Below are 26,969 nucleotides of genomic sequence, written 5' to 3' on the forward strand. Positions count from 1 at the left end.
GAGATGAAGACCACGAACGACACGGCCGCCCGCGGCGGGGACGTCCGCCTCACCGGCATCAGCAAGACCTACGGCGCGTTCACCGCCGTGCACCCCCTCGACCTGACCGTGCCCCAGGGCTCCTTCTTCGCCCTGCTCGGCGCGTCCGGCTGCGGCAAGACCACCACCCTGCGGATGATCGCCGGCCTGGAGGAACCCACCGCCGGCACCGTCCACCTCGGCGACCAGGACGTCACCGCGCTCCCGCCGTACAAGCGGCCGGTGAACACCGTCTTCCAGTCCTACGCGCTCTTCCCGCACCTCGACATCTTCGAGAACATCGCCTTCGGCCTGCGCCGGCGCGGCATCAAGTCGGTGAAGAAGCCGGTCGAGGAGATGCTGGAGCTCGTCCAGCTCGGCGAGCAGGCCCGCAGGAAGCCGCACCAGCTCTCCGGCGGCCAGCAGCAGCGCGTCGCGGTGGCCCGCGCCCTGATCAACCATCCCGAGGTGCTGCTGCTCGACGAGCCGCTCGGCGCCCTCGACCTCAAACTGCGCCGTCAGATGCAACTGGAGCTCAAGCGCATCCAGACCGAGGTCGGCATCACCTTCGTGCACGTCACGCACGACCAGGAGGAGGCCATGACCATGGCCGACACGGTCGCCGTGATGAACGTCGGCCGCGTCGAGCAACTCGGTCCGCCCACCGACCTGTACGAGAACCCGCGCACCACCTTCGTCGCCAACTTCCTGGGCACGTCCAACTTCATCGAGGCCGAGGTCGACTCCAGGTCCGGCGACGACCTCGTGCTGAAGGCGGGCGGCGGCAAGCTCGTCCTGCCCTCGGCGCGCAACAGCGGTCCCACCACGACCGGCGGCAAGGTGCTGCTGGGGGTGCGCCCGGAGAAGATCTCCCTCACCCACGCGGACGAGGCCGGACGGATCCCCGAGGGCCGCAACCGGATCACCGGCCGGATCGTCGACTCCAGCTTCATCGGTGTCTCCACGCAGTTCGTCGTCGACAGCCCGGTCTGCACCGCGTTCGAGGTCTACGTCCAGAACATCGACCGCGACGACCGCCTGGTGCCCGGCGCCGAGGTCGTCCTGCACTGGAACCCGGCGCACACCTTCGGCCTGGACGCCGCGCAGGATGCGGACGCGGGCGTCGAGACGGTCGAGCCCGTCGAGGGTGAGGTCGCCTGATGGCCACGGCCACCGAGGCGCCGCCCCTGGCGCCCGCCCCGGAGACGAAGGAGAAGAGACCGCCGCGCAGGCGGGGCCGCTGGACGCCGTACCTGCTCCTGCTGCCCGGCCTGCTATGGCTGGTCGTCTTCTTCGCGCTGCCGGTGATCTACCAGGCCTCCACCTCCGTCCAGACGGGGTCCCTGGAGGAGGGCTACCGGGTCACCTGGAACTTCGCCGTCTACTGGGACGCACTGTCCACGTACTGGCCGCAGTTCGTCCGCTCGGTGCTCTACGCGGCCTCCGCGACCGTGCTGTGCCTGCTGCTCGGCTATCCGCTGGCGTACCTGATCGCCTTCCGCGCGGGACGCTGGCGGAACCTGATCATGATCCTGGTGATCGCGCCGTTCTTCACCAGTTTCCTGATCCGCACCCTCGCCTGGAAGACGATCCTCGCCGACGGCGGCCCGGTGGTCGACGCCCTGAACACCCTGCACGTCCTGGACGTCACCGCCTGGCTCGGCTGGACGGCGGGCGACCGGGTGCTGGCCACACCGCTCGCCGTCGTCTGCGGTCTGACGTACAACTTCCTGCCGTTCATGATCCTGCCGCTCTACACCTCGCTGGAGCGCATCGACCCGCGGCTGCACGAGGCGGCGAACGACCTGTACGCCAGGCCTTCGACCACCTTCCGCAGGGTCACCTTCCCGCTGTCGATGCCGGGTGTCGTCTCCGGCACGCTGCTGACCTTCATCCCGGCCACCGGCGACTACATCAACGCGGACCTGCTCGGCTCCACCGACACCCGCATGGTCGGCAACGTGATCCAGTCGCAGTTCCTGCGCGTCCTCGACTACCCGACGGCCGCCGCGCTCTCGTTCATCCTGATGGCCGCGATCCTCGTCATGGTCACGTTCTACATCCGTAGGTCCGGCACGGAGGATCTGGTGTAAATGACCATCGTCAACTGGCTCAAGAGCCGTCTCGTCGTCATCGCGGGACTGCTGACGCTCGCGTACCTCCTGCTGCCGAACGTCGTCGTCACCGTGTTCTCCTTCAACAACCCGAAGGGCCGCTTCAACTACCAGTGGCAGAAGTTCTCCACGGACGCCTGGCGGGACCCGTGCGGGGTCTCCGGCATGTGCGAATCCCTGGCGCTCAGTCTCCAGATCGCCCTGTGGGCGACCCTCGGCGCCACCCTGCTCGGCACGCTGATCGCGTTCGCGCTGGTCCGCTACCGGTTCCGCGCCCGCGGCGCCGTGAACTCGCTGATCTTCCTGCCGATGGCGATGCCCGAAGTGGTGATGGCGGCGTCCCTGCTGACCCTGTTCCTCAACATGGGTGCCCAGCTGGGCTTCTGGACGATCCTGATCGCCCACGTCATGTTCTGCCTCAGCTTCGTCGTGGTCGCCGTCAAGGCCCGGGTGATGTCCATGGACCCGCGCCTCGAGCAGGCCGCCCAGGACCTGTACGCCGGCCCGTTCCAGACGTTCTGGCGGGTCACCCTGCCGATCGCCGCGCCCGGCATCGCGGCGGGCGCGCTGCTCGCCTTCGCGCTCTCCTTCGACGACTTCATCATCACCAACTTCAACGCGGGCTCCACCGTCACGTTCCCGATGTTCGTCTGGGGCTCCGCCCAGCGCGGAACGCCCGTGCAGATCAATGTCATCGGTACGGCCATGTTCGTCGTCGCCGTGCTGCTGGTACTGGTCTCCATGGCCTTCACCAGGCACAGCAAGCGCCGCGACCGGCAGAAGGCGTAGGTCACCATGAGCCGTTGGACGGCATCCCTCGCAGAGGCCCGGCCCCTCGCGTACTGGCTGGACGACCCCGGCAGGCCGCGGCCCGAGCCCGCCCTCACCGGCGCCGAGACCTGCGACCTGCTGGTCGTGGGCGGCGGCTACAGCGGACTGTGGACGGCACTGATCGCCAAGGAGCGGGACCCGGACCGGGACGTCGTCCTGGTCGAGGGGCGGGAGGTGGGCTGGGCCGCCTCGGGCCGCAACGGCGGATTCTGCGCCGCCTCGCTCACCCACGGCCTGGCCAACGGCCTGGCCCGCTGGCCCGACGAGATCCACCGGCTGGAGCGCCTGGGCGCCCGCAACCTCGACGCCATCGAGGAGACGGTCGCCCGCCACGCCATCGACTGCGACTTCGAACGCACCGGTGAGATCGACGTCGCCACCGAGCCCCACCAGGAACGGGAACTGCGGGACTGGTACCAGGAGATGGACCGCCGGGGGCTCCGTGACGGCGTGGAGTTCCTGGACGCCGACGCGGTCCGCGCCCAGGTCGACTCGCCCACCTTCCGGGCCGGCCTGTGGGACCGCCGGGGCGTGGCCATGCTCCATCCGGCGAAACTCGCCTGGGGGCTGAAACGGGCCTGCCTCGGCCTCGGCGTCCGGGTGTACGAGCACACCCCCGCCCTCGGCCTGCGCACGGACGGCGCCGGCCTTGCCGTACGCACCCCCCACGGGCAGATCCGCGCCCGGACCGCGGCGCTCGGCACCAACGTCTTCCCCAGCCTGGTCCGACGGGCCCGCGCCTACACCGTCCCGGTCTACGACTACGCCCTGATGACCGAGCCGCTCACCGCCGACCGGCTGGCGTCCGTCGGCTGGCGGAACCGGCAGGGGCTCGCGGACACCGCCAACCGGTTCCACTACTTCCGGCTGACCGCCGACAACCGCATCCTGTGGGGCGGCTACGACGCGGTCTACCCGTACGGCGGCCGGGTGCGCGCCGAGTACGACGACCGACCTCGGACCCACGCGAAGCTCGCGGACCACTTCTTCACCTGCTTCCCGCAACTGGAGGGCGTCCGCTTCACCCACGCCTGGGGCGGCGCCATCGACACCTGCACCCGCTTCTCGGCGTTCCACGGCACCGCCCACCGGGGCAGGGTCGCCTACACGGCGGGCTACACGGGGCTCGGCGTCGGCGCCACCCGCTTCGGCGCCGAGGTGATGCTGGACCTGCTGGCGGGGGAGCGCACGGAACGGACCGAACTGGAGATGGTCCGCAAGAAACCCCTGCCCTTCCCGCCCGAGCCGTTCGCCTGGACCGGCATCGCCCTCACCCAGTGGTCCCTGGCCCGAGCCGACACGCACGGCGGGCGCCGGAACCTGTGGCTGCGCACACTGGACCGGCTGGGGCTGGGCTTCGACAGCTGAGGTCCGGGGGAAGACCTCCTGGGAGACTTCCCCTCTCGCGACGCGCCCCGCGCGTGCGCGATGAGGGGAGGGACAGCGTTCCCGGTGGCCGGGCACGCGAAGAACGTCTTCCCGCCCCTGCGCCCCGATGAGGTGGCGATCGGCATGTCGGCACCCGCGAACGCGGGTAACGGATACATCTCCCCGTCCGAGGTCACCAAGACCCCGGACTGCCCGACCAAGAAGGCGAACTGCGGCTCGTACACCACCCACGGCGCCTGGTCGGCCCTGTGCGGTCTGGTGACGTGGTCGGTCAACCGGTGCCGGTTCTTCGGGGGCCGGGAGGTCCGGAAAGGCTTCGGCGCCTGCTTCGGCCGGGGCCGCTGAGCAGCAGCCACAGTGCGGTGAGCAGGACGGAGGCGAGGCACCAGCTGGCCACGACATCCAGGGGCCAGTGGTAGCCGCGCCGCACGAGCCCGTACGACACACCGAGCACGAGGGCGGCGCAGACGGTGACGAGGACGCGGCGGGCCGTGGCCGTGCGCAGCCAGGGCAGCAGCACGAGCGCCGCGGCACCGTAGGCGACGGCGGCGGTGGCCGTGTGCCCGGAGGGGAAGTAGCCGGTCCCGGGCGGCACGGCCGCCGTGCCGTGCCGGGCCGTCCACGCCTTGAGCGGCACGACGAACACCGGCACCAGCACCATCAACCCCGCCGCCCCGAGGGGCGCAGGCCACCACCGGTCCCTGCCCGCGGCCCGCCCCCGCCAGGCCGCGTACCCGAGCACCGCCACGAGCACCGGAACCGCGACCTGCACGTTCCCGAGGTCCGCGAGCAGCTCGGAGCCCCGGTCCGGATGCAGCAGAGCATCACTGACGTCCCGGTCCAGGCCCAGCAGCGGACCGTGGCTGACGACCTGCCAGGTGATCAGCGAGAGGAGCAGAGCCGGAAGACCGACGAGCCAGACGAGAAGGAGGGAAACCCGGGAGGACGACACGTGCACAGCTTCGCAGGTACGGCGATGCCGAAGGGCCGACGCAAGGGGGGGAGCTGCGTCGGCCCTTCGGGGAACGGTCGGTCTGTGGCCGTCCGCTCGGATCGGAACGTCGCGCGCCCCGGGGGGTGTGGGGCGGGCGACCGTCCGATCGGTGAGGAGACCCGGAACCCGGAGGATCCGGTGGTGTGCGCGAGGGCACGACCAGGTCGAAGCTGGGGAGGCCTCGGCCCGAACCGTTCACAGTTCCCTGTGAGCGGGTGTGTCTCTCATCTCGGTAGAACCTACGGCAGGGGGTGGGCCCGCGACAGGGCCGACGGGCACCTGTCATCCACCCCGCACACGTTCTTCACACGCTCTGCCGCCGGCCGCCCCGATGGGGGGGAATCCGGGGCGGCCCACCCGCTCCTGCGACGGACCGGATGTGCGCGAACGCCTGATCAGACGCGTGCGAACGCCTGCTCGATGATGTCCAGGCCCTCGTTCAGCAGGTCCTCGCCGATGACCAGCGGCGGCAGGAAGCGCAGCACGTTGCCGTAGGTGCCACAGGTCAGGACCAGCAGGCCCTCGGCGTGGCAGGCCTTGGCGAGCGCGGCGGTCGCCTCCGGGTTCGGCTCCTTGGTCGTACGGTCCTTGACCAGCTCGATGGCGATCATCGCGCCGCGGCCGCGGACGTCGCCGATGATGTCGAACTTCTCGGCCATGGCGTTGAGGCGGGCCTTCATGATCGCCTCGATGTTCTTCGCCCTGGCGTTGAGGTCCAGCTCCTTCATCGTCTCGATGGAGCCGAGCGCGCCCGCGCAGGCCACCGGGTTGCCGCCGTAGGTGCCGCCGAGGCCACCCGAGTGCGCGGCGTCCATGATCTCGGCGCGGCCGGTGACGGCGGCCAGCGGGAGGCCGCCGGCGATGCCCTTCGCCGTGGTGATCAGGTCCGGGACGATGCCCTCGTCCTCGCACGCGAACCACTGGCCGGTGCGGCAGAAGCCGGACTGGATCTCGTCGGCGACGAAGACGATGCCGTTGTCGGTGGCGAACTTGCTGATCGCGGGCAGGAAGCCCTTGGCCGGCTCGATGAAGCCGCCCTCGCCGAGCACCGGCTCGATGATGATCGCGGCCACGTTCTCCGCGCCGACCTGCTTGGAGATCTGGTCGATCGCCTGCGCGGCGGCCTCCGGGCCCGCGTTCTCGGCGCCGGTCGGCCAGCGGTAGCCGTAGGCCACCGGGACGCGGTACACCTCGGGCGCGAACGGGCCGAAGCCGTGCTTGTACGGCATGTTCTTCGAGGTCAGCGCCATGGTGAGGTTGGTGCGGCCGTGGTAGCCGTGGTCGAACACGACGATCGCCTGCCGCTTGGTGTAGGCCCGCGCGATCTTGACGGCGTTCTCGACGGCCTCGGCACCGCTGTTGAACAGCGCCGACTTCTTGGCGTGGTCGCCGGGCGTCAGCTCGGCGAGTGCCTCGGCCACGGCCACGTACCCCTCGTACGGCGTGACCATGAAACAGGTGTGCGTGAAGTCGGCGAGCTGGGCGGAGGCACGGCGTACGACGGCCTCGGCGGAGGCGCCGACGGAGGTCACCGCGATGCCCGAGCCGAAGTCGATCAGCCGGTTGCCGTCGACGTCCTCGATGATCCCGCCGTCCGCCCGCGCGGCGAACACGGGCAGCACCGAGCCCACGCCCTGCGCGACCGCGGCGGTACGACGGGCCTGCAGCTCCTGCGACTTCGGGCCGGGGATGGCGGTGACGACGCGGCGCTCCTGCGGAAGTGCGGTCATGCGGGGCTCCTGGGGGGTGGAACGGACACTTGCCTTCTTTTCTCGCAGGCTAGGGCGGGGAGGGAGAGCTGGGCATGCTCCATGTGGGCGTTGTTCCGGGGGGCGGATTGTCCGTGGTGGACATAGCGGCGGCACGGGACACGTCGGGGGCTCGGCGCGGACCGGCCTTCCGTCGTGGCGAGACCCGGCCGGGTGAACAGTGAACTCGCCCTGCCGGGGCGTTAGATTGACTCGCTGACGGTGAACGGCGCGGCTGGTCAGGGGGCAAGGGCGATGGACAGCGACGGGACGCAGGACGCTCGGGGCACGCATGCGAACCCCGTGCCGCGCCCTGCGGGGCCGCCGGAGGTGCCCTCGGTGCCCCCGAGGCCGGCCAGGGCGCCGGGCACGCCGCCACTGCCGGACGGGTCGGCGTTCCTGACCTGGCTGCGCACGCCGCGGCCGGAGGCACTGCCCGGAGTGTGGCGGTTCGGACACCGGCCGCGCCCGGAGGAGGAGCCGGAGCGGATCCCGGGGCGGCAGCTGCTGAGCGGGGCCCTGATCGCGTTCCTCGTGGGCTGGCTGATCTGGTCGCTGCTGTGGAACGGGTACCTCGGCGGCTGGTGGCTGCTGCCGCTCTACGCGATGGTGCCCGACTCCTGGGCCGAACCCCACAGCTTCGGCGCCGTCGTGGTCGTCTACGCCTACTACCTGCTGATCGCGGGCGCCCTCATGATCGGCGTGGGGCGGCTCGGCCGCTGGGGCGAGGTCTGGCGCCGCTACGGGCCGCCCGCATGGCGCCGTACGCCCCAGGAGAGCGGGCGCCCACCCGTTCCCGAGGCCGACCCCGCCACCTGGCCCGCCCTGCGCGCCGCGGGCGCGGCGGACGCCGCGGAGCGGCTGGCCGCCGACGCGCGCGCGGGACTGATGCGGGACGTCGACCACGCCCGCATCGCCCGCGCCTGGCAGGGCGTACGCACCGGCCGGCACCCCCTCGCCACCTTCACCGGCGCGGTGCTCAGCCACGGCGCCGCCGCCTGCCCGCACCCGTCCGGCGCGCGCGACCTGCCCGCCCGGCAGGCCCGGCACGACCTGGTCACCGGGCAGGTACGGCTCGGCACCGCAGCCGACGACGTCCGCAACCCGTACGCTTACCGGGGCGCAGGCCTCGCGCTCGGCCCCGAACTGCTCGGCACCTCCCTGCTCGCGGTCGGACCGGCGGGCTCCGGCAAGACCGGCGGTGTCGTCCGGCCGCTCGCCGAATCGCTGTGCCTGCACGCGCTCGCCGGACGGGCCGCCGTGGTCGTCGTCGGCGCCGCGGGGGCGGGCATCGGCCCGGCCGACGCGTACGACGTCGTGGTGCGGATCGGCAACCCCGACTCCGAGTACGACCTCGACCTGTACGGCGGGACCACCGACCCCGACGAGGCCGCCGCGGTGCTCGCCGAGGCGCTGGTCGGCGACCTGGCCGACCCGCACCCCGGCAGCGACAGTCGGCGCGCCACCACCGTCCTCGCCCAGCTCCTCGGCCCCTTCCACGCGGTGCACGGCCGCTTCCCCTCCGTTCCGGAACTGCGCGGACTGCTCGACGGCTCGCCCGGTCCGCTGGCCGCGCTGCGCCAGGGCCTGACGGAGACGGGGCAGGAGTCGCTGCTGCGCGAACTCGACGCCCGGGAACGGCAGATGGCACACCCGGGCGATGTGGGCGGAGTCCTCGCCGACCGGGTGGCACTGCTGGACCGGCCGGCCTTCGCCACGTTTTTCAAGAGCGCGGCCGCCGACAGCGCGGCCGCCAAGAGCGCAGCCACCGCCGCGCAGTCCCGGCCGTTCAGCCTCAAGGCGCTGGACCACCCGGTGCGGGTCCGGGTCGACCTGCCCGAGCGGGGCCACGCCGACGCCTCGCGGGTGCTGGCGCGGCTGGTGCTGGCGCAGTTCACGGCGAGCGTGACGGTACGGGAGGACAGGTCCCTGTTCGCCTGCCTGGTGCTGGACGACGCGACCGGCGTGGTCACCCCCGAGGCCGTGCGCGGCATCCAGCGGCTGCGGTCGGCCAACGCCGGTGCGGTGCTCACCCTGCGCACCCTGGACGACGTGGCGAGGCCGCTGCGCGGACCGCTGCTCGGGACCGTCGGGTGCCGGATGGCGCTGGCCGGGCTCACCCCGTGGGACGGACAGGACTTCGCCGAGGTGTGGGGCAAGGAGTGGACCGAGGCCCGGGACGTCACCGACCGGCAGATCATCGCGGACAGCCCCGCGGGCAAGGCCTGGCACGCGGTGCGGCGGGCCATCACCGGCAAGGCGCCGACCGCGCGGGCCGTCACCGTGCGGCAGGTCGAGCGGGAGCGGTGGTCCGCGTCCGAACTGGCGCACGCGGTGCCGGCGGGGCACGCGGTGCTCTCCCTGACCGACGTCAAGGGCGAGCACGCGCCACCGCTGCTGGTGAACCTGCGGGGCTGAGCCGAGGCTGCCCGGCAGCCCGGCTCTGCGGGCCAGGAGTGAGCGGGCCGGTGAGTGAACCGTCCCGGCATGCGGTGACGCCGTGACCGTACGGTGGGGCAGAATCGACATGGGCCGTTCATACGTGGCGGCCAAAAATCCACAACGCTCACCAGATGCCCTGATGCCCGTGTTATCTGCGTTATCTGCTTCATATGCGTCAACCGTCTCGTCAGCTCTCCCGGCCCCGACCACGCGCATGCCCGATCACCGAATATCGGCTCCTCCGATCGCCGGATCCGCCGATCTCCGCCGACCTGAAGGCCCCATGCCCCCGACGCTCGCTTCGCTCGTCCACCACTCCACGCTCAAGCTGACCGTGCGTGCGGGCGAGGACGGCCTCGACGTGCCGGTCCGCTGGGCGCACGCCAGTGAGCTGGCCGACCCCGTGCCCTACATGGAGGGCGGGGAACTTCTGCTGATCACCGCCCTGAAGCTGGACGCGGAGGATCCGGCGGCGATGCGCCGCTATGTGAAACGCCTGGTGGAGGCGGGTGTCGTCGGGCTCGGCTTCGCCGTCGGCGTCCACTACGAGGACATCCCCGAGGCGCTCGTGGACGCGGCGAGGAAGGAGGGGCTGCCGCTGCTGGAGGTGCCGCGCCGCACCCCCTTCCTCGCGATCAGCAAGGCCGTCTCCGCCGCCATCGCCGCCGACCAGTACCGCGCGGTGACCGCGGGGTTCGCGGCCCAGCGGGAGCTGACCAGGCAGGGGCTGTCCGGCGGCCCCGAGGGACTGCTGACCGCGCTCGCCTCCCAGGTCGAGGGCTGGACCGCGCTGTACGACGCCTCGGGCGCCGTGGTCGCCGCGGCACCGGAGTGGGCGGGCAGGCGCGCGGCACGGCTCACGGAAGACGTGCGCCGGCTGCGGGAGCGGCCCGCGCCCGCCTCGTCGGTGGTGGCCGGGCCGGAGAACCCGGAGATCGACGACCGGGTCGAACTGCACTCCCTCGGCACCGGCCGGCGCCCCCGGGCCGCGCTCGCCGTGGGCACGGCGGCCGCGCTCGGCACCGCCCAGCGGTACGCCGTCCACTCCGCCGTCGCGCTGCTCACCCTGACCACGGAACGCTCCGGCTCCCTGCGCGCGGCCGAACAGCGGATCGGCGCCGCCGTGCTGCGCATGCTGCTCGCCGGGGAGCCCGACCACGCCCGCGCGGTGGCCGGAGACCTGTACGGGGGCCTCCTGGACGCCCCTTTCCGGATCCTCGTGGCCGAGACGGGAGCGGCGCCCGCCGCCCGGGCCCAGGGCGACCCGAACGGCGACGCCCTCGGCGCCCTGGCGGAGGCCGTGGAATCGGCTGCCGCCCGCTCCGGCGAGGCGGTCCTGGTGGTGCCGGAGCGGGAGCGGCTGGTGGTGCTGGCCGCCGACGGCGGCGCGGCGGTGGCCGCGTGCTGCGATCACGCGGCCGGCCTGGAAGCGGTACGGAGCGGCGGGGGAGCCCACGAGCCCCTGGTCGGCGCCGACGAGGACGAACTGGTCGTGGGCCTGTCCGCACCGGCCGGCCCCATCGCCGCGTCCGCCGCCTACAAGCAGGCCGGACAGGCGCTGTCGGTGGCGCGGCGGCGGGGGCGGGTGCTGGTGGAGCACGAGCAGATGGCCGCCGGATCCGTGGTGCCGCTGCTCGCCGACGACGCGGTCCGGGCGTTCGCCGACGGGCTGCTGCGGCCCCTCTACGAACACGACGCGACCGGACGCGGCGACCTCGTCGCCTCGGTGCGTGCCTGGCTCTCCCGGCACGGGCAGTGGGACGCCGCGGCGGCCGACCTCGGCGTGCACCGCCACACCCTGCGCTACCGCATGCGCCGCGTCGAGGAGATCCTCGGCCGCTCCCTGGACGACCCGGACGTCCGCATGGAACTGTGGCTGGCCCTGAAGGCGACCTCGGCCGACTGACGACTGACGACGGGCGACGGGCGACTGACGACTGGCGACTGGCGGCGGGCCGAGAGGCAGGGCCGGTGCCGGGCGCGGCGGGCACGCCGAGGGCCGATCTGCCGAAGCGGCGCGCGGCGGCGGCCGACTGCTACGACTCGGACAAACGACCCGCTGTCACCCCGGCCCTACCGTGGATCCAGCAAGCCAAGCAACCACCCCCAACGCGGAAGGGCCGGGACTCGCCATGCCAAAGGAAGAATCGGCAGCCACCCACGCCTTCTGGCTCGCCGGCCGTCAGGCCACCGGCGAGGCTGCCTTCGACGTCACCTCTCCGTGGGACGGCCGGGTCGTCGGCACCGTGAGCGTGCCGTCCGACGCCCAGGTCGAGGAGGCCGTGGCCGCCGCGTACGCCGTACGGGACGAGTTCGCCGCCACCCCCGCCCACGTCCGCGCCGCCGCCCTCGACCACGTCAGTCGGCGGCTCGTGGAGCGCACCGAGGAGATCGCCCGGCTGATCTCCGCCGAGAACGGCAAGCCGATCAAGTGGGCGCGCGGCGAGGTCGGCCGGGCCGTGTCGGTGTTCCGGTTCGCGGCCGAGGAGGCACGCCGGTTCAACGGCGGCGAGGCCCAGCGGCTCGACACCGACGCCGGCGGCCAGGGACGGCTCGCCTTCACTCGGCGGTTCCCCAAGGGCGTCGTGCTGGGCATCGCGCCGTTCAACTTCCCGCTGAACCTGTGCGCCCACAAGATCGCCCCGGCCGTCGCCGCCGGTGTGCCGATCGTCCTCAAGCCCGCCCCGGCGACCCCGCTGTCCGGGCTGATCCTCGGTGAGCTGCTCGCCGAGACCGAGCTGCCGGCCGGTTCCTGGAGCATCCTCCCGGTCCCCAACGACCGCATGCCCGCCCTCGTGCAGGACGAGCGGCTGCCGGTGATCTCCTTCACCGGCTCCGAGCAGGTCGGCTACGCGATCATGGACTCGGTGCCGCGCAAGCACTGCACCCTGGAGCTCGGCGGCAACGGCGCGGCCGTCGTCCTCGCCGACTGGGCGAGCGACGAGGACCTGGACCGGGCGGCGAGCCGCATCGCCACCTTCGCCAACTACCAGGGCGGCCAGTCCTGCATCTCCGTGCAGCGGGTCATCGTGGACGCCTCCGTCCACGACCGGCTGCTGCCGCGCATCGTCGCCGCCGTGGAGGCCCAGGTCACCGGCGACCCGGCGGACGACGCCACCGACGTCGGCCCGCTGGTCAGCCAGGCCGCCGCCGAGCGCGTCGAGGCGTGGGTGCAGGAGGCCGTCGACGCCGGCGCCACCCTGCTCACCGGGGGCAAGCGCGACGGCGCCTCCTACGCGCCGACCGTGCTCACCGACGTCCCGGCCGACGTGACGATCTCCTGCGAGGAGGTCTTCGGACCCGTCCTGACCGTGCAGAAGGTGGACGGCGAGGCCACGGCCTTCGCCGCCGTCAACGACTCCAAGTACGGTCTCCAGGCAGGGGTGTTCACCCACGACCTGCAGGCCGCCTTCCGGGCCCACCGCGCCCTGGAGGTCGGCGGCGTGGTCGTCGGCGACGTGCCCTCCTACCGTGCCGACCAGATGCCGTACGGCGGCGCCAAGCAGTCCGGTGTGGGCCGCGAGGGCGTGAGGTTCGCGATGGACGACTACACCTACGAGCGGGTGATGGTGCTGACCGGCCTCGCCCTGTGAGGCGGACCGGCCCCCGGTTCCCGACGACCGCTCCCGGCTGACTCCGCGGGGACGCGAGCCCGTCGTCCAAGGGGCCCGGCACCGATGTCCTCCGGTGCCGGGCCCCTCTTCGCGTCGGCCGTCCCCGGACCCTCAACCGGAGAGGAAGCCGACCCGCGCGAGCCGCAGCGGGCAGCGCAGTCCCAGGCGCAGGTCCTGTACGCCGTGCACGCCGTCGGCGGCGACGGACGCGCCGAGCGTGACGTAGTCGTACGGGCCGGACGTCGGGGTCCGCGGGGACAACGTGGCGAGTACCGGGCCGTCGTCGAGGGACAGTTCGACGGTGCCCCCGCCGGACACCTCGACGGTCACCTCCGTCGCTCCGCTCCCGAAGTCGCAGCGGCGGAAGAGCAGCTCGCCCGACTTCCCGGCCACCGGTGTCACCGCGTCGTCCGACTCCCTGGTCCGGTCGACGATCTCGGTGCCGCTCTGCTCGTCGAAGTCCGCCGCCTCCAGGCCGCGTTCGAGGACCGCGCGGGGGACGCCGGGTTCGCCGTCGAGGGTGAGGACGGTCCGCAGCCGGACGTCCTCGCTGGAGGCGCCGGCCAGCAGCTCGTACCGGCCCGGTTCCACCCGCCACCGGCCCACCGCGACGTCCCAGAACGCAAAGGCGGACAGGGGGAGTTCGAAGGCCGCCTCGGCCGTCTCGCCGGGCGCGAGGGTCAGCCGCCGGTGGGCCACCAGCTCGCGGCGCGGACGCGGCACCGACGGGTCCACGGCCCGCGTGTAGAGCTGGGCCACTTCGTCGGCCGGGACGGCACCGGCGTTGGTGACCGTGAAGGAGACGCACACCGCCTCCGGCCCGACGCGGGCCGTCAACTCGCCGTAGGCGAAGGCCGCGTAGGAGAGGCCGTGACCGAAGGGGAACAACGGCGTGCCCTCGAAGTACAGATAGGTCTGGCGGGAGCCGATCACGTCGTAGTCGAGGAGGCCGGGCAGATCGGCGTCGTCGGCGTACCAGGTCTGCGGCAGCCGGCCGGCGGGGGAGACGTCACCGGCCAGCACGCGGGCCAGCGCGGTGCCCGCGGCCTGACCGCCGTGCGCGGTCCAGAGCACCGCCGGCAGGTCCGTCGGATCGACCGCGTAGGGGTTGAAGTTGCTGGGGATTGACTGAGTACGAGTGTGTTTTGGTGTGTGAGTGAGTACCGGTGGTCGAGGCTGGGCTTTGTGCATTGCCTGGCCGGGGGTGGTATGCGAGTTCGGCTGTCGAATGTGTGACCTTTGCGAGTGATGGTCGTTGGGAAGGGTGAGCGGGTAGTCGGTGAGGCTGGGCTGATGCTGATAGGGGGTGTCGGGTGGGCGGTCTGCGGAAGCTTGCGGCGCCGTTCGTTGCTCCCGGCCCGTCGGGGGTGGCGGTCCACACCCGGTTGAAGCATCTCACGCCGACCGATGAGGAAGTGTTGACACTGGTCGGGGCGCATCTGGGCGCACTGGCCTCCCGTGACCTGAAGGCGCGCTGCCGGGACGGTCTGGGACATGACGCCGGGTCGTGGGCAGTGCGGAAGCGGGAGATGACACCTGAGTCGTCGGCCCGCTGGGCGGGTGCGATCACGAAGGCCACGCATGATCAGTGGGCGCTGGCCCGGCACTGCGCTCTCGCCCACATCCAGAGCCTGGAGGCCGGGGTGCGGACGCTCCGGCACCGGCTGTCCCTGCCGGTGGGTGAGAAGGGGATGCGGAAGGCTCCGGGTGGTTACCGCAGCAGGCGGGAGTGGCATGCCAAGGCCCGCCGCCTGCACGTGCTGGAGGACCGGCTGGCGCGGGAGCGCGCCGACTGGGAGGCGGGGACCGTGCATGTCGTGCGGGGCGGAAAACGCCTGGCCCGTGCCCGGCATCATCTGTCCGCCGCGCGGCTGACCGAGGGCGAGTGGCGCCAGCGGTGGGAGGCGGCGCGGTGGTTCCTTCAGGCGGACGGGGAGTCGGGGAAGCGGTTCGGGAACGAGACGATTCGTATAGGACCGGATGGTGAGGTGAGCATTCGGCTGCCCGTCCCGCTCGCCGGGCTGGCCAATGCTCCGCACGGCCGGTACGTTCTCACCGGCCGGGTGCGGTTTGCGCACCGCGGGCCGGAGTGGGCCGACCGTGTCGCGGCGAACCGGGCGGTCGCCTACCGCATCCACCACGACGTACAGCGCGGGCGCTGGTATGTGACCGCCTCCTGGACCATCCTCGCAGCCCCGGAGCTCCCCCTGGCGGCCGCGCTGGCCGAGGGGGTGATCGGGGTGGACACCAACGCCGACCACCTCGCCGCCTGGCGCCTCGATGTCCACGGCAACCCGATCGGCAACCCGCGTCGCTTCTTCTACGACCTGACCGGCACCGCCGGCCACCGCGACGCCCAGGTCCGCCACGCCCTGACCCGTCTCCTGCACTGGGCAAAGGCCTGCGGCGTCAAGGCCATCGCGGTGGAGGACCTCGATTTCACCGCGGAGAAGACCCGGGAGAAACACGGCCGCAACAAGCGGTTCCGAAAGCTGGTCTCCGGCCTGCCCACCGGTCGGCTCCGCACCCGTCTGGTCTCGATGGCCGACCAGACGGGGATCGCGGTCATCGCCGTCGACCCCGCCTACACCTCCAAGTGGGGCGCCCAGCACTGGCAGAAACCGCTGACCAGCACCACGCGTAACACCAGCCGCCACGACGCAGCAGCCGTGGCCATCGGACGACGCGCCCAAGGGCATCCGATCAGGCGTCGGATGGCACCGCCCCGCACCCACCAGAGCGATGGATGCGGGCATCGGACCGTCCAGGCCCGACCGGAGGCCCCTGGGCATGAGGAAACCCGCCCCCGCTTTCCCGGACCACGGACACGATCCGTGCCACCGGACCGCCGGGTGAACGCGGGCCACCAGAACGCCCAACACCGTTCGGGGCGTTCGGCTGAGCACGAGTCCCGGCAACAGGACTCACTCCCGCTCGGCCTCCAGGAACGGTAGGCGGAGATCAGCGCCAGCACCGGGTTCTCGTTGGCGGCGCGGGCCGCGTGCAGCAGCACCTTTTGCTGGGCGGGCAGCCGGAGCGTCGTACAGGCCTCGGTCTCACGGCCGTTGATGTGCGGGTCGTTGCCGCCACGACCATGTCGGCCCGTGCTACGGCCCGCGCCACGGCCTCCTCGCCGTGCTCGGTGACGATCCAGATGCAACGTCACCGTCCCGTTCGCGGGTGCCTACAACACGTCGTACGACATCTGGGACACGGACTACGACTACGAGATCATGCTCTGGGTCAACCAGTACGGTCCCGTCGGCCCGCTCGGCAGTCCGCAGGGCACGGTCAGCCTCGGCGGTCACACCTGGAACGTCTACAAGGGCGACAACGGCGCCAACCAGGTCTTCTCGTTCCTGCGCACGTCCAACTCCACCTCCGGGACCGTCGACATCCTGCCGATCCTCGACTGGATCAAGGACACCAAGGGCTGGATGGGCAACGAGACCATCGGTGACGTGCAATTCGGCTACGAGATCACCTCGTCGCCCGGTGGCCTGGACTTCCGCACCGACAACCTGACGGTCAGCAGCAGTTGACCACCGCCTCCGCCCTGTGGGCAGTCGGCTGCCCACAGGGCGGAGGAACGGGAACGAGGCGGGGCGGGCTACGCGCGGGCGGGCGCCGGGCCCGAACTCGCCCGTACCGTCAGCTCGGGCGCGATCAGGACGACCTCGTCGTCACCCCGCCCGCCGAGCTTGGCGACCAGGTGCTCCACGGCGTACCGGCCCACCTCCTGCGCGGGGATGGCGACCGAGGTCAGCCGCACCGAGGCCTGGACGGCGACCTGTTCGGGGCAGATCGCGACCACCGAGACGTCCTCCGGCACGGCCCGCCCCTGCTGCCGCAGCAGGGCGAGCAGCGGTTCGACCGCCGACTCGTTCTGCACGACGAACGCCGTGGTGCCCGGACGTTCGTCGAGGATCCGGGCGAGGGTCACGGCCATCGCGGCGTACCCGCCCTCGCACGGCCGGTGCAGCAGCCGCACCCCCGACTCCCGTGCCTGCGAGCGCAGCCCGTCAAGGGTGCGCTCGGCGAAGCCGGTGTGCCGTTCGTAGACCGCGGGGGCCTCGCCGATGACGGCGATGTCGCGGTGCCCCAGCGTCGCCAGATGTTCCACACAGAGCGCGCCGGTGGCCCGGAAGTCGAGGTCCACGCAGGTCAGGCCGGTGGTGTCGGCGGGCAGCCCGATCAGCACTGACGGCTGGCCGCCCCCCACTCTCGGCTTTGCTCGAGCGGGGGCGCCCCCATCCCGCAGCAACGGCAGTCGCTCGTCCTCCAGCTCGACGTCCATCAGGATCATCCCGTCGGCGAGTCCGCTGCCGGCGACGCGGCGCACCGCGTCGGGGCCCTCCTCGCCGGTGAGCAGCAACACGTCGTACCCGTGGGTGCGGGCCGTGGTGGCCACCGCGACGGCGATCTCCATCATCACCGGCACGTACATGTCCGTACGCAGCGGGATCATCAGCGCGATGACGTTGGACCTGCTGCTGGCCAGGGCGCGGGCCCCGGCGTTCGGGTGGTACCCGAGCCGGCGGATGCTCTCCTCGACCCGCCTGCGGGTGTCCGCGGAGATGGACCGCTTGCCGCTGAGGACATAACTCACCGTGCTCGCCGAGACTCCGGCGTGCTGGGCGACCTCGGCGAGGGTGACCATCCAGCTCTCCAATTGTTGTGAAGCGCTTCGACAGTGCGCCGTACGTACAGGGGTAGGTGAGGGCGGTTCGACAGTAGTCCCAGCAAAGGTGGGTGTCCATACGCTGTCGAAGCGCTTCGACAGGCTTTCTCTTCCACCACCCCGAGGGTGGGGTGCGAGCCGTCCCCGACCCAGCCAGGTTCCCACGAGCCCCCGGCTACGGCGCCGAGGGGGCCCGGCCCGCTCTCAGTGGCGGATGATGCCCAGCGCGAGAGCGGCGGCGACCGCGGCCGTACGGGAGTCCACGTCGAGTTTCGCGTAGACGTGGGCCAGGTGCGACTTCACGGTGGCCTGGGTGAGGTTCAGCCGCGCGCCGATGGCCTGGTTGGACAGGCCCTCGGCGACCAGGGAGAGCACTTCCGTCTCGCGCCGGGTCAGTGCGGCGTGCGGTGTGCGCAGCCGGTTCATCAGCCGGTCGGCGACCGCCGGCGCGAGAGTGGTGCGTCCGGCGGCGGCGGTACGGACGGCAGCGGCCAGTTCCTCGGGCGGGGCGTCCTTGAGCAGGTATCCGGTGGCGCCGGCCTCGATGGCCGGGAGGGTGTCGGCGTCGGTGTCGTAGGTGGTGACGATCAGCACGCGGGGCGCTCCGGGGCGGGCCGTGATGGCTGCGGTGGCCTGCGTTCCGGTCATTCCGGCGCCGAACTGCAGGTCCATCAGGACGACGTCGGCCCCGCCGGCCGCCGCGAGGGTCACGGCCTCCTCGGCGGTGGCGGCGGCCCCGACGATGCTGAAGCCGGGTTCGGTCTCCAGGACGGCGCGCAGGCCCGCGCGGACCACCGGGTGGTCGTCGGCGATCAGGATGCGGATGGGGTCAGAGGTGGGGATGTCGTTCACCGGTCACACCACGCTTCCGCCCCGGGCCGGGTGCTCGTGCCCGGCCTCGGTGGCCCGGAGGGGAAAGCGGGCGGACAGCGCGGTGCCCCGGCCCGGTGACGACTCGATGGCGAGGGCACCGTCGAGGGCGCGGGTGCGGGCCCGCATCCCGGCGATGCCGAAACCGCCCGTGGCCGGGTCCGGGGCTTCCAGGCGCTCGGGATCGAACCCGGTGCCGTCGTCGGCCACGTCGAGCGCCACGGCGTCGTCCAGGTAGGAGAGCGTGACCGTGCCGCTCCGGGCCCCGGAGTGCCGGACGGTGTTGGACAGCGCGGACTGCGCGATGCGCAGCAGGGCCACCTCCACGGCGGTGGGCAGCGTCAGCGGCGTACCGGTACGGCGGAAGCGGACCGTGACGGGGTGCTGGGCGCTGGTGGTGGCGCACAGCCGCTCCAGGGCGCCCGCCACAGTGGTGCCCTCCAGTGCGGGTGGACTGAGGGCGGCCACGAAACGGCGGGCCTCGGCGAGGTTGTCGACGGCCGCCTGTCGGGCCTGCACGACATGCGCGCCGGCCGCTTCGGGCCGCTTCGGCAGCGCGCGTTCGGCGGCGCGCAGCAGGAGCTGGATGCTGGACAGGCCCTGGGCCAGGGTGTCGTGGATCTCCCGGGCCAGCCGCTCACGCTCGGCCAGGACACCGGCGGTGTGCTGGGCGGTGGCCAGATCGGCGCGGGTGACGGTGAGCTCCTCGATCAGCCGGCGGCGCTGTTCGCTCTCCCGGAACAGCGCCTGGTACCCCCACACCACGGCGACCGCGACGGCCGCCCCCAGCGCGGGCCCGACCGCCCCGGCGGGGGAGAAGGCCTGCTCATGAACGGCGAACGCGGTGATCGCGGCGACGGCGGTGACGGCGACCGCGACCAGCCCGCCGCGCCGGGACAGCAGGTGCAGCTGGAGGAAGTACAGCGGGAACGCCAGCCACACCGCGTCCGGGGTCAGCGCCAGCAACAGCAGCCAGACCGCGCCCAGCCCCGCGAGCCACCACCCGGCGGCCCGGCGGGAGACGGACATGAGCGGCGTCAGCGGGCCGACCGCGTAGGCCCCCGCCACGGCGGCGCACACCGCCACGACGGCCCCCGCCCGCGGATCGTGCGTGACGAGCGCCCGCGCGGCCGTCAGGACGAGGAGCCCGGCCACGAGCAGATGCAGGCACCGGGCGAGAGGCCGAGTGGTGGGAGTGAGGACGTTCATCACCCACCACCCTACGGAAAACTCCCCTCACCGGGCATCGATCAAAAGGTGGAGTCGCGCCCCGACCCTTCGATTCGCAAAGTCCGGCCCTGCGTGCGATGCCCGGCCCCGGGCCGTGCCGCAAGGGTGGGACGTGCCGCTTCCACCGATCGAAAGGGCAGGCCGGGGCATGTTCGTCGCCTGGAGGGATCTCGCGTTCGCCAAGGGGCGATTCGCACTGATGGGAACCGTGGTCGTGCTGATCACCCTGCTGGTCGGGCTGCTCTCCGGCCTGACCGAGGGGCTCGCACGGCAGAACGTCTCGGCCGTGACCGGCCTGCCGGCCGACCGGATCGCCTTCGCCGCCCCCGCCGACGGCCAGGACCTCTCGGACCTCTCGTATGCCGACTCCACCGTCACCGAGGAACAGTGGCGGGCCTGGGCGGCGGCGCCCGGCGTGACCCGTGCCCAGCCTCTGGGCATCACCACCACCCGGGCGAGCGCCGGGGAACGGACCACCGGGGTCTCGGTGCTCGGAGTGCCGGCGGGCTCTCCGCTCGCCCCCGAGAGCGACCGGATCGACGACCGTGCGGTGGTGCTGTCCAGCACCGCCGCCACCGAACTGGGGGCCGGACCGGGCGACACCGTCACCCTCGCCGACCGGCGGCTGACCGTCGCCGCGGTGAGCGGGGACGCCTTCTTCAGCCACACCCCCGTGGTGTGGGCCACGCTCGGCACCTGGAACGGCATCACCCCGTCCACCGGTACCGCCGGGGACACCGGCGCCGCCGACGGCCGTACCGCGACCGTCATCGCCCTGAGCACCGGCCCGGACGCGGACATCGCCTCCATCGACCGGGCCGCCGGCACCCTGACCGTCGAGAAGGACGACTCCCTGTCCGCGATCGGCTCCTACACCTCCGAGAACGGCTCCCTGCAGCTGATGCGCGGCTTCCTGTTCGCGATCTCCGCACTGGTGATCGGCGCCTTCTTCACCGTGTGGACCATCCAGCGCAGCGGTGACGTCGCCGTCCTCAAGGCGCTGGGCGCCCCCACACGCAACCTGCTGGCGGACGCTCTCGGCCAGGCCCTGGTCCTGCTGACCGGCGGAACCCTCCTCGGTACCGTTCTCGCCGCCGCGACCGGCGCCGCCCTCTCCGGCTCCGCCGTCCCCTTCGAGTCGGCCCCCGGGACCGTCCTCGGCCCCGCCGCCGTGATGATCGTCCTCGGCGCTCTCGGGGCCGCCCTCTCCATCCGCCGCATCACCTCCGTCGACCCGCTGACCGCCCTGGGGAGCGCCCGATGAGCCTCGAACTGACCGACATCACCCTCACCTACCCCGACGGCGACTCCCGGCTGACCGCTCTCGACCGCGTCGGCCTCGACGTGCCCAGGGGCAGCCTCACCGCAGTGGTCGGCCCGTCCGGTTCGGGCAAGTCCAGTCTGCTCGCCGTCGCCGCCACCCTCGTCGCACCCGACTCCGGGACCGTCACCGTCGACGGCACCCCCACCACCGGGATGAGCCGGGGCGACCTCACCGACCTGCGCCGCCGCAGCATCGGCATCGTCTTCCAGCAGCCGAACCTGCTGCCCTCCCTCACCGCCGCCGAACAACTCCAGGTCATGGCCCACATCGACGGCCGAAGGGCGCGCGGCGCACGTGACCGGGCCATGGAACTGCTCGACGCCGTCGGGCTCGCCGACCAGGCCGGGCGCCGCCCGCACCAGCTCTCCGGCGGCCAGTGCCAGCGGGTGAACATCGCCCGCGCCCTGATGAACGACCCCACCGTGCTCCTGGTCGACGAACCCACCAGCGCCCTCGACCACGAACGCGGCGCAGCCGTCATGGAACTCATCACCCGGCTCACCCACCAACGGGCCACCGCCACCGTCCTGGTCACCCACGACCGCTCCCTGCTCGCCGCCGCCGACCGGATCGCCGAGGTCCACGACGGACGCCTCGCGTCGGCATATCAGCCGAATGGACGCACAAAGGGTGGTGGGGCGGCTGCGCATCAGGTACATACGTACGAGTAGCACCAGTCAGTAACGTAAACCGCCCCACAGGACCTCAAGATCACGCACATCGGTCCCACGGGCCGGCGTCCACGCATCCCGATCCGCGGCGAGGTGAGCCTCATGTCCGCAACACCCGAGTCACCCCAGGCACCCCAGGCACCCCAGTCCGGGCAGCGACCCACCGTCACCGAACGTGAGGCCCGCCAGGTCGCGGAGGCCGCCCGGGAACAGGACTGGCGCAAGCCCAGCTTCGCCAAGGAACTGTTCCTGGGCCGCTTCCGGCTCGACCTCATCCACCCCCACCCCCTTCCGGCCACCGAAAACGCCGAGCGGGGCGAGGAGTTCCTCGCCAAACTCCGCGACTTCTGCGAGACGAAGATCGACGGCGCCCTGATCGAACGCGAGGCGCGGATCCCCGACGAGGTGGTCACCGGGCTCAAGGAGCTCGGCGCCTTCGGTATGAAGATCGACACCAAGTACGGCGGCCTCGGCCTGACGCAGGTCTACTACAACAAGGCGCTCGCCCTGGTCGGCTCAGCCAGCCCCGCGATCGGCGCGCTGCTCTCCGCCCACCAGTCGATCGGCGTCCCGCAGCCGCTGAAGATCTTCGGCACCCAGGAGCAGAAGGACACGTTCCTGCCGCGCTGCGCCCGCACCGACATCTCGGCCTTCCTGCTCACCGAGCCCGACGTCGGCTCGGACCCGGCACGACTCGCCACCACCGCCGTCCCGGACGGCGAGGGCGGCTACGTCCTCGACGGCGTGAAGCTGTGGACGACCAACGGCGTGGTCGCCGACCTCCTCGTCGTCATGGCCCGCGTGCCCAAGGGCGAGGGCCACCGGGGCGGCATCACCGCCTTCGTGGTGGAGGCGGCATCCGAGGGCATCACGGTCGAGAACCGCAACGCCTTCATGGGCCTGCGCGGCCTGGAGAACGGCGTCACCCGCTTCCACCGGGTCCGCGTCCCGGCCGGCCACCGCATCGGTGAGGAGGGCCAGGGCCTGAAGATCGCGCTCACCACGCTCAACACCGGACGGCTGTCCCTGCCCGCGATGTGTGTCGGCGCCGGAAAATGGTGCCTGAAGATCGCCCGTGAGTGGTCGGCGGCCCGGGAGCAGTGGGGCAAGCCGGTGGCGCTGCACGAGGCGGTCGGCTCGAAGATCGCGTTCATCGCGGCGACCACCTTCGCCCTGGAGGCCGTGGTCGACCTGTCCTCCCAGATGGCCGACGAGAACCGCAACGACATCCGCATCGAGGCGGCGCTCGCCAAGCTGTACGGCTCGGAGATGGCCTGTCTGATGGCCGACGAGCTGGTCCAGATCCGCGGCGGACGCGGCTACGAGACCGCCGACTCCCTCCGGGCGCGCGGCGAGCGGGCGGTGCCCGCCGAGCAGATGCTGCGCGACCTGCGCATCAACCGCATCTTCGAGGGCTCCACCGAGATCATGCACCTGCTGATCGCGCGGGAGGCCGTCGACGCCCATCTGTCGGTCGCCGGCGATCTCATCGACCCCGAGAAAACCCTGGGCGACAAGGCGAGGGCGGGCGCGAACGCGGGCGTCTTCTACGCGAAGTGGCTGCCCAGACTGGTCACGGGCCCAGGACAGCTCCCCGGAACCTACGGAGAGTTCAAGCACGGCGTCGACCTCTCCCCGCACCTGAGGTACGTCGAGCGCGCGGCCCGCAGGCTCGCCCGGTCCACCTTCTACGCCATGTCCCGCTGGCAGGGCCGGATGGAGACCAAGCAGGGCTTCCTGGGCCGGATCGTCGACATCGGGGCCGAACTGTTCGCGATGAGCGCCGCCTGCGTCCGTGCCGAACTGCTGCGCCGCCGCGGCGACCACGGCCGTGAGGCCTACCAGCTCGCCGACGCCTTCTGCCGCCAGTCCCGCGTCCGCGTCGACGAACTCTTCGACCGGCTGTGGACCAACACTGACGACATCGACCGCAAGGTCGTCAAGGGTGTGCTCTCCGGCACCTACGAGTGGCTGGAGCAGGGTGTCCTCGACCCTTCGGGCGACGGCCCCTGGATCGCGGACACCACGCCCGGCCCCAGCACACGGAGCAACGCGCACCGGCCGATCCGCTGAGGCGGGCCGGGGCGGGGGCGTCGGACACACAGGACACACGAGCTGCCGGGGCGGGGCCCCGGCAGCGCCCGCGACCGGACACAATGGGGTCCATGACCGACGCTCCAGCTCCGCTCGCCGACCCGCACCTGGTGTACGACCCCGTGGCGGGGGACGGCCCCAAGGACGTGGTGATCCTCGGCTCCACCGGGTCGATCGGCACCCAGGCCGTCGACCTCGTGCTGCGCAACCCCGACCGCTTCCGGGTCACCGGCCTGTCCGCCAACGGCGGCCGCGTCTCCCTCCTCGCCGAGCAGGCCCGCCGGCTGCGGGTGCGCACGGTCGCCGTCGCGCGCGAGGACGTCGTGGGCGCGCTGCGCGAAGCGCTGTCGGCGCGGTACGGACCGGGGGAGCCGCTGCCCGAGATCCTCGCCGGAGCGGACGCGGCCACGCAGCTCGCCGCCTCCGACTGCCACACCGTCCTCAACGGCATCACCGGTTCCATCGGGCTGGCCCCCACACTCGCCGCCCTCGAGGCCGGCCGCACCCTCGCGCTCGCCAACAAGGAGTCGCTGATCGTCGGCGGCCCGCTGGTCAAGGGGCTGGCCGAGCCGGGGCAGATCATCCCGGTCGACTCCGAGCACGCCGCGCTGTTCCAGGCACTGGCCGCCGGAACCCGCGCGGACGTGCGCAAGCTCGTCGTCACCGCCTCCGGCGGCCCCTTCCGCGGCCGTACCAGGGACGAACTGGCGAACGTCACCGTCGAGGACGCCCTCGCCCACCCCACCTGGGCCATGGGCCCGGTGATCACGATCAACTCCGCCACCCTCGTCAACAAGGGCCTCGAAGTCATCGAGGCGCACCTGCTGTACGACATTCCCTTCGATCACATTGAGGTCGTCGTGCACCCGCAGTCGTATGTCCACTCGATGGTTGAGTTCACGGACGGATCGACACTGGCCCAGGCGACGCCCCCCGACATGCGCGGGCCCATCGCCATCGGCCTCGGCTGGCCCGAAAGGGTCCCCGACGCCGCACCGGTCTTCGACTGGAGCAAGGCGTCCACCTGGGAGTTCTTCCCCCTCGACAACGAGGCGTTCCCCTCGGTGGACCTGGCCCGGCACGTGGGCGGGCTCGCGGGCACCGCCCCGGCGGTGTTCAATGCGGCGAACGAGGAGTGCGTGGAGGCGTTCCGCGCCGGCGCCCTGCCGTTCAACGGGATCATCGACACCGTCACCCGGGTGGTCGAGGAGCACGGCACCCCGCGGACGGGAACCTCTTTGACCGTGCCCGACGTCCTCGAAGCGGAGACCTGGGCGCGAGCGAGGACCCGGGAACTGACGTCCCTCACTGCGAGCGCGGAGGCGCGTGCATGACGACCTTGATGTTCATCCTCGGCATAGTCGTCTTCGCGGTCGGCCTGCTGCTCTCGATCGCCTGGCACGAGCTGGGCCACCTGTCCACGGCCAAGCTCTTCGGCATCCGGGTCCCCCAGTACATGGTCGGTTTCGGACCGACCATCTGGTCCCGGCACAAAGGCGAGACCGAGTACGGCGTCAAGGCGATCCCGTTCGGCGGCTACATCCGCATGATCGGCATGTTCCCGCCCGGCGCCGACGGACGGCTGGAGGCCCGCTCCACCTCGCCGTGGCGCGGCATGATCGAGGACGCCCGCTCCGCCGCCTTCGAGGAGCTGCAGCCCGGCGACGAGAAACGCCTGTTCTACACACGTAAACCGTGGAAACGGGTCATCGTGATGTTCGCGGGCCCGTTCATGAACCTGATCCTCGCGGCGGTGCTGTTCCTCACCGTGCTGATGGGCTTCGGCATCCAGCAGCAGACCACCACCGTCAGCTCGGTCTCCCCGTGCGTCATCTCGCAGAGCGAGAACCGCGACGAGTGCGTGAAGTCCGACCCCCGGTCCCCTGCCGAGGCCGCCGGCATGAAGGCCGGCGACAAGATCGTCGCGTTCGACGGCGTCAGGACCGACGACTGGGGCACGCTCTCCGACCTCATCCGCGACAGCGCCGGCCAGACCGTGCCGATCGTCGTCGACCGCGACGGCCGGGAGGTCACCCTCCAGGCGGAGATCGCCACCAACCAGGTCGCGAAGAAGGACTCCAACGGGGCCTACGTCGAGGGTGAGTACGTCAAGGCCGGCTTCCTCGGCTTCAGCGCGGCCACCGGCGTCGTCAAACAGGACTTCGGGGACTCCGTGGTCTGGATGACCGACCGGGTCGGCGACGCCGTCGACTCCCTCGCCGCCCTGCCGTCCAAGGTCCCCGCCCTGTGGGACGCGGCCTTCGGCGACGGTCCGCGCGAGCCGGACTCCCCGATGGGCGTCGTCGGAGCGGCCCGGGTCGGCGGCGAGATCGCCACCCTCGAGATCCCCGCCTCACAGCAGATGGCCATGTTCGTGATGCTGCTCGGAGGCTTCAACCTCTCCCTGTTCCTGTTCAACATGCTCCCGCTGCTCCCGCTCGACGGCGGGCACATCGCGGGCGCCCTGTGGGAGTCGCTGCGCCGCAACCTCGCCAGGGTGCTGCGCCGCCCCGACCCGGGCCCGTTCGACGTGGCGAAACTGATGCCGGTGGCCTACGTGGTGGCCGGGATCTTCGTCTGCTTCACGCTCCTCGTCCTCGTCGCGGACGTGGTGAACCCGGTACGGATCTCCTAGACGGACCGGAGGCACCGGTACGGACCCGCCCCCGCCACCGGGTGCGAATCCGCCGGACATCCGCCGTTCACGATGGCCTGGAACCCTTTTGTTCCGGGCCATCGCCCTTTGGGTGGGTTTGCGGGCGGGATGTGCTCGGGCCGATGCCCGTGCCGTAATCTCGGACCGCGGAGCCCGCTGCTCACCGGGAGCCGGACCTTGATCCACGACTTGGGGTTGCACAGCAGATGACTGCGATTTCTCTCGGCATGCCGTCCGTTCCGATCACCCTGGCCCCGCGCCGCACGAGCCGGAAGATCCAGGTCGGGTCGGTG

At 72.0% G+C, this 26,969-nt stretch carries 18 protein-coding genes and 4 pseudogenes; 15 read left to right on the forward strand and 7 right to left on the reverse strand.

Annotation, left to right across the window (positions count from 1 at the left end):
* The first annotated feature begins 3 nt into the window (after positions 1-3).
* From JL475_RS06580 to JL475_RS06600, 5 genes and pseudogenes are all read left to right on the forward strand, one after another.
* Positions 4-1,179, forward strand: a complete 1,176-nt coding sequence (locus JL475_RS06580) for an ABC transporter ATP-binding protein (protein WP_202276333.1) — start codon at positions 4-6, stop codon at positions 1,177-1,179.
* Positions 1,179-2,111 carry an ABC transporter permease gene (locus tag JL475_RS06585; RefSeq protein WP_202276335.1) on the forward strand — a complete coding sequence of 311 codons (933 nt, stop codon included), beginning with the start codon at positions 1,179-1,181 and terminating at the stop codon, positions 2,109-2,111. Before JL475_RS06580 ends, JL475_RS06585 begins: the two co-directional genes overlap by 1 nt.
* Complete coding sequence (locus tag JL475_RS06590) at positions 2,112-2,921, forward strand: ABC transporter permease (RefSeq protein ID WP_202276337.1); 810 nt, start codon at positions 2,112-2,114, stop codon at positions 2,919-2,921. It abuts the gene before it with no gap.
* Between the two features lie 6 nt (positions 2,922-2,927).
* Positions 2,928-4,331 (forward strand): FAD-binding oxidoreductase, encoded by a 1,404-nt coding sequence (locus JL475_RS06595; RefSeq protein ID WP_202276339.1) that lies wholly within the window; start codon positions 2,928-2,930, stop codon positions 4,329-4,331.
* 72 nt (positions 4,332-4,403) lie between these two features.
* Positions 4,404-4,697: pseudogene (locus JL475_RS06600) on the forward strand (chitinase); the annotation flags it as partial.
* Here JL475_RS06600 and JL475_RS06605 read toward each other — a convergent pair.
* Complete coding sequence (locus JL475_RS06605) at positions 4,624-5,304, reverse strand: phosphatase PAP2 family protein (protein ID WP_202276341.1); 681 nt, start codon at positions 5,302-5,304, stop codon at positions 4,624-4,626. The pseudogene JL475_RS06600 and the gene JL475_RS06605 overlap by 74 nt on opposite strands.
* Before the next feature lie 437 nt (positions 5,305-5,741).
* The gene (gene gabT / locus JL475_RS06610) at positions 5,742-7,076 is read right to left on the reverse strand and encodes a 4-aminobutyrate--2-oxoglutarate transaminase (protein WP_202276343.1); all 1,335 of its coding nucleotides are present in this window, start codon (positions 7,074-7,076) and stop codon (positions 5,742-5,744) included.
* Between the two features lie 273 nt (positions 7,077-7,349).
* Between gabT and JL475_RS06615 the strand changes: the two genes are divergently transcribed.
* The 3 genes from JL475_RS06615 to JL475_RS06625 all read left to right on the forward strand — a co-directional run bounded on the left by JL475_RS06615 (position 7,350) and on the right by JL475_RS06625 (position 13,129).
* Positions 7,350-9,512, forward strand: a complete 2,163-nt coding sequence (locus JL475_RS06615) for an ATP-binding protein (RefSeq protein ID WP_202276344.1) — start codon at positions 7,350-7,352, stop codon at positions 9,510-9,512.
* Between the two features lie 307 nt (positions 9,513-9,819).
* Complete coding sequence (locus JL475_RS06620; protein ID WP_202276345.1) at positions 9,820-11,442, forward strand: PucR family transcriptional regulator; 1,623 nt, start codon at positions 9,820-9,822, stop codon at positions 11,440-11,442.
* Between the two features lie 226 nt (positions 11,443-11,668).
* Complete coding sequence (locus tag JL475_RS06625) at positions 11,669-13,129, forward strand: aldehyde dehydrogenase family protein (RefSeq protein ID WP_202276346.1); 1,461 nt, start codon at positions 11,669-11,671, stop codon at positions 13,127-13,129.
* Between the two features lie 132 nt (positions 13,130-13,261).
* On the opposite strand, the pseudogene JL475_RS06630 reads toward JL475_RS06625, so the two are convergent.
* Positions 13,262-14,257, reverse strand: a pseudogene (locus JL475_RS06630) (fibronectin type III-like domain-contianing protein); the annotation flags it as partial.
* A gap of 206 nt (positions 14,258-14,463) precedes the next feature.
* Here JL475_RS06630 and JL475_RS06635 point away from each other — a divergent pair.
* A complete protein-coding gene (locus JL475_RS06635; protein ID WP_202276347.1) occupies positions 14,464-16,104 on the forward strand; it encodes a transposase in 1,641 nt (546 codons plus the stop codon).
* On the opposite strand, the pseudogene JL475_RS39815 reads toward JL475_RS06635, so the two are convergent.
* Positions 16,101-16,300: pseudogene (locus tag JL475_RS39815) on the reverse strand (hypothetical protein); the annotation flags it as partial. The gene JL475_RS06635 and the pseudogene JL475_RS39815 overlap by 4 nt on opposite strands.
* 8 nt (positions 16,301-16,308) lie before the next feature.
* Between JL475_RS39815 and JL475_RS06640 the strand changes: the two are divergent.
* Positions 16,309-16,692: pseudogene (locus JL475_RS06640) on the forward strand (hypothetical protein); the annotation flags it as partial.
* Between the two features lie 68 nt (positions 16,693-16,760).
* On the opposite strand, the gene JL475_RS06645 reads toward JL475_RS06640, so the two are convergent.
* The 3 genes from JL475_RS06645 to JL475_RS06655 form a co-directional block, all read right to left on the reverse strand.
* Positions 16,761-17,810 carry a LacI family DNA-binding transcriptional regulator gene (locus tag JL475_RS06645; RefSeq protein ID WP_202276348.1) on the reverse strand — a complete coding sequence of 350 codons (1,050 nt, stop codon included), beginning with the start codon at positions 17,808-17,810 and terminating at the stop codon, positions 16,761-16,763.
* 225 nt (positions 17,811-18,035) lie between these two features.
* Positions 18,036-18,674 (reverse strand): response regulator transcription factor, encoded by a 639-nt coding sequence (locus JL475_RS06650; RefSeq protein WP_202276372.1) that lies wholly within the window; start codon positions 18,672-18,674, stop codon positions 18,036-18,038.
* A gap of 12 nt (positions 18,675-18,686) precedes the next feature.
* Positions 18,687-19,910, reverse strand: coding sequence for a sensor histidine kinase (locus JL475_RS06655; protein WP_202276349.1), 1,224 nt, complete (start codon positions 19,908-19,910; stop codon positions 18,687-18,689).
* Between the two features lie 169 nt (positions 19,911-20,079).
* Here JL475_RS06655 and JL475_RS06660 point away from each other — a divergent pair, with 169 nt between their 5' ends.
* The 5 genes from JL475_RS06660 to JL475_RS06680 all read left to right on the forward strand — a co-directional run bounded on the left by JL475_RS06660 (position 20,080) and on the right by JL475_RS06680 (position 26,655).
* Positions 20,080-21,195, forward strand: a complete 1,116-nt coding sequence (locus JL475_RS06660) for an ABC transporter permease (RefSeq protein ID WP_202276350.1) — start codon at positions 20,080-20,082, stop codon at positions 21,193-21,195.
* Positions 21,192-21,926, forward strand: coding sequence for an ABC transporter ATP-binding protein (locus tag JL475_RS06665; RefSeq protein WP_202276351.1), 735 nt, complete (start codon positions 21,192-21,194; stop codon positions 21,924-21,926). The genes JL475_RS06660 and JL475_RS06665 overlap by 4 nt, the downstream gene beginning before the upstream one ends.
* A 102-nt stretch (positions 21,927-22,028) precedes the next feature.
* Positions 22,029-23,999 (forward strand): acyl-CoA dehydrogenase family protein, encoded by a 1,971-nt coding sequence (locus JL475_RS06670; protein ID WP_202276352.1) that lies wholly within the window; start codon positions 22,029-22,031, stop codon positions 23,997-23,999.
* A gap of 92 nt (positions 24,000-24,091) precedes the next feature.
* Positions 24,092-25,354, forward strand: a complete 1,263-nt coding sequence (gene dxr / locus JL475_RS06675) for a 1-deoxy-D-xylulose-5-phosphate reductoisomerase (RefSeq protein WP_202276354.1) — start codon at positions 24,092-24,094, stop codon at positions 25,352-25,354.
* 8 nt (positions 25,355-25,362) lie between these two features.
* The gene (locus JL475_RS06680; RefSeq protein ID WP_202276374.1) at positions 25,363-26,655 is read left to right on the forward strand and encodes an RIP metalloprotease; all 1,293 of its coding nucleotides are present in this window, start codon (positions 25,363-25,365) and stop codon (positions 26,653-26,655) included.
* Positions 26,656-26,969 lie beyond the last annotated feature (314 nt).

Source organism: Streptomyces sp. M2CJ-2 (assembly GCF_016757295.1).
Classification (GTDB): Bacteria; Actinomycetota; Actinomycetes; order Streptomycetales; family Streptomycetaceae; genus Streptomyces.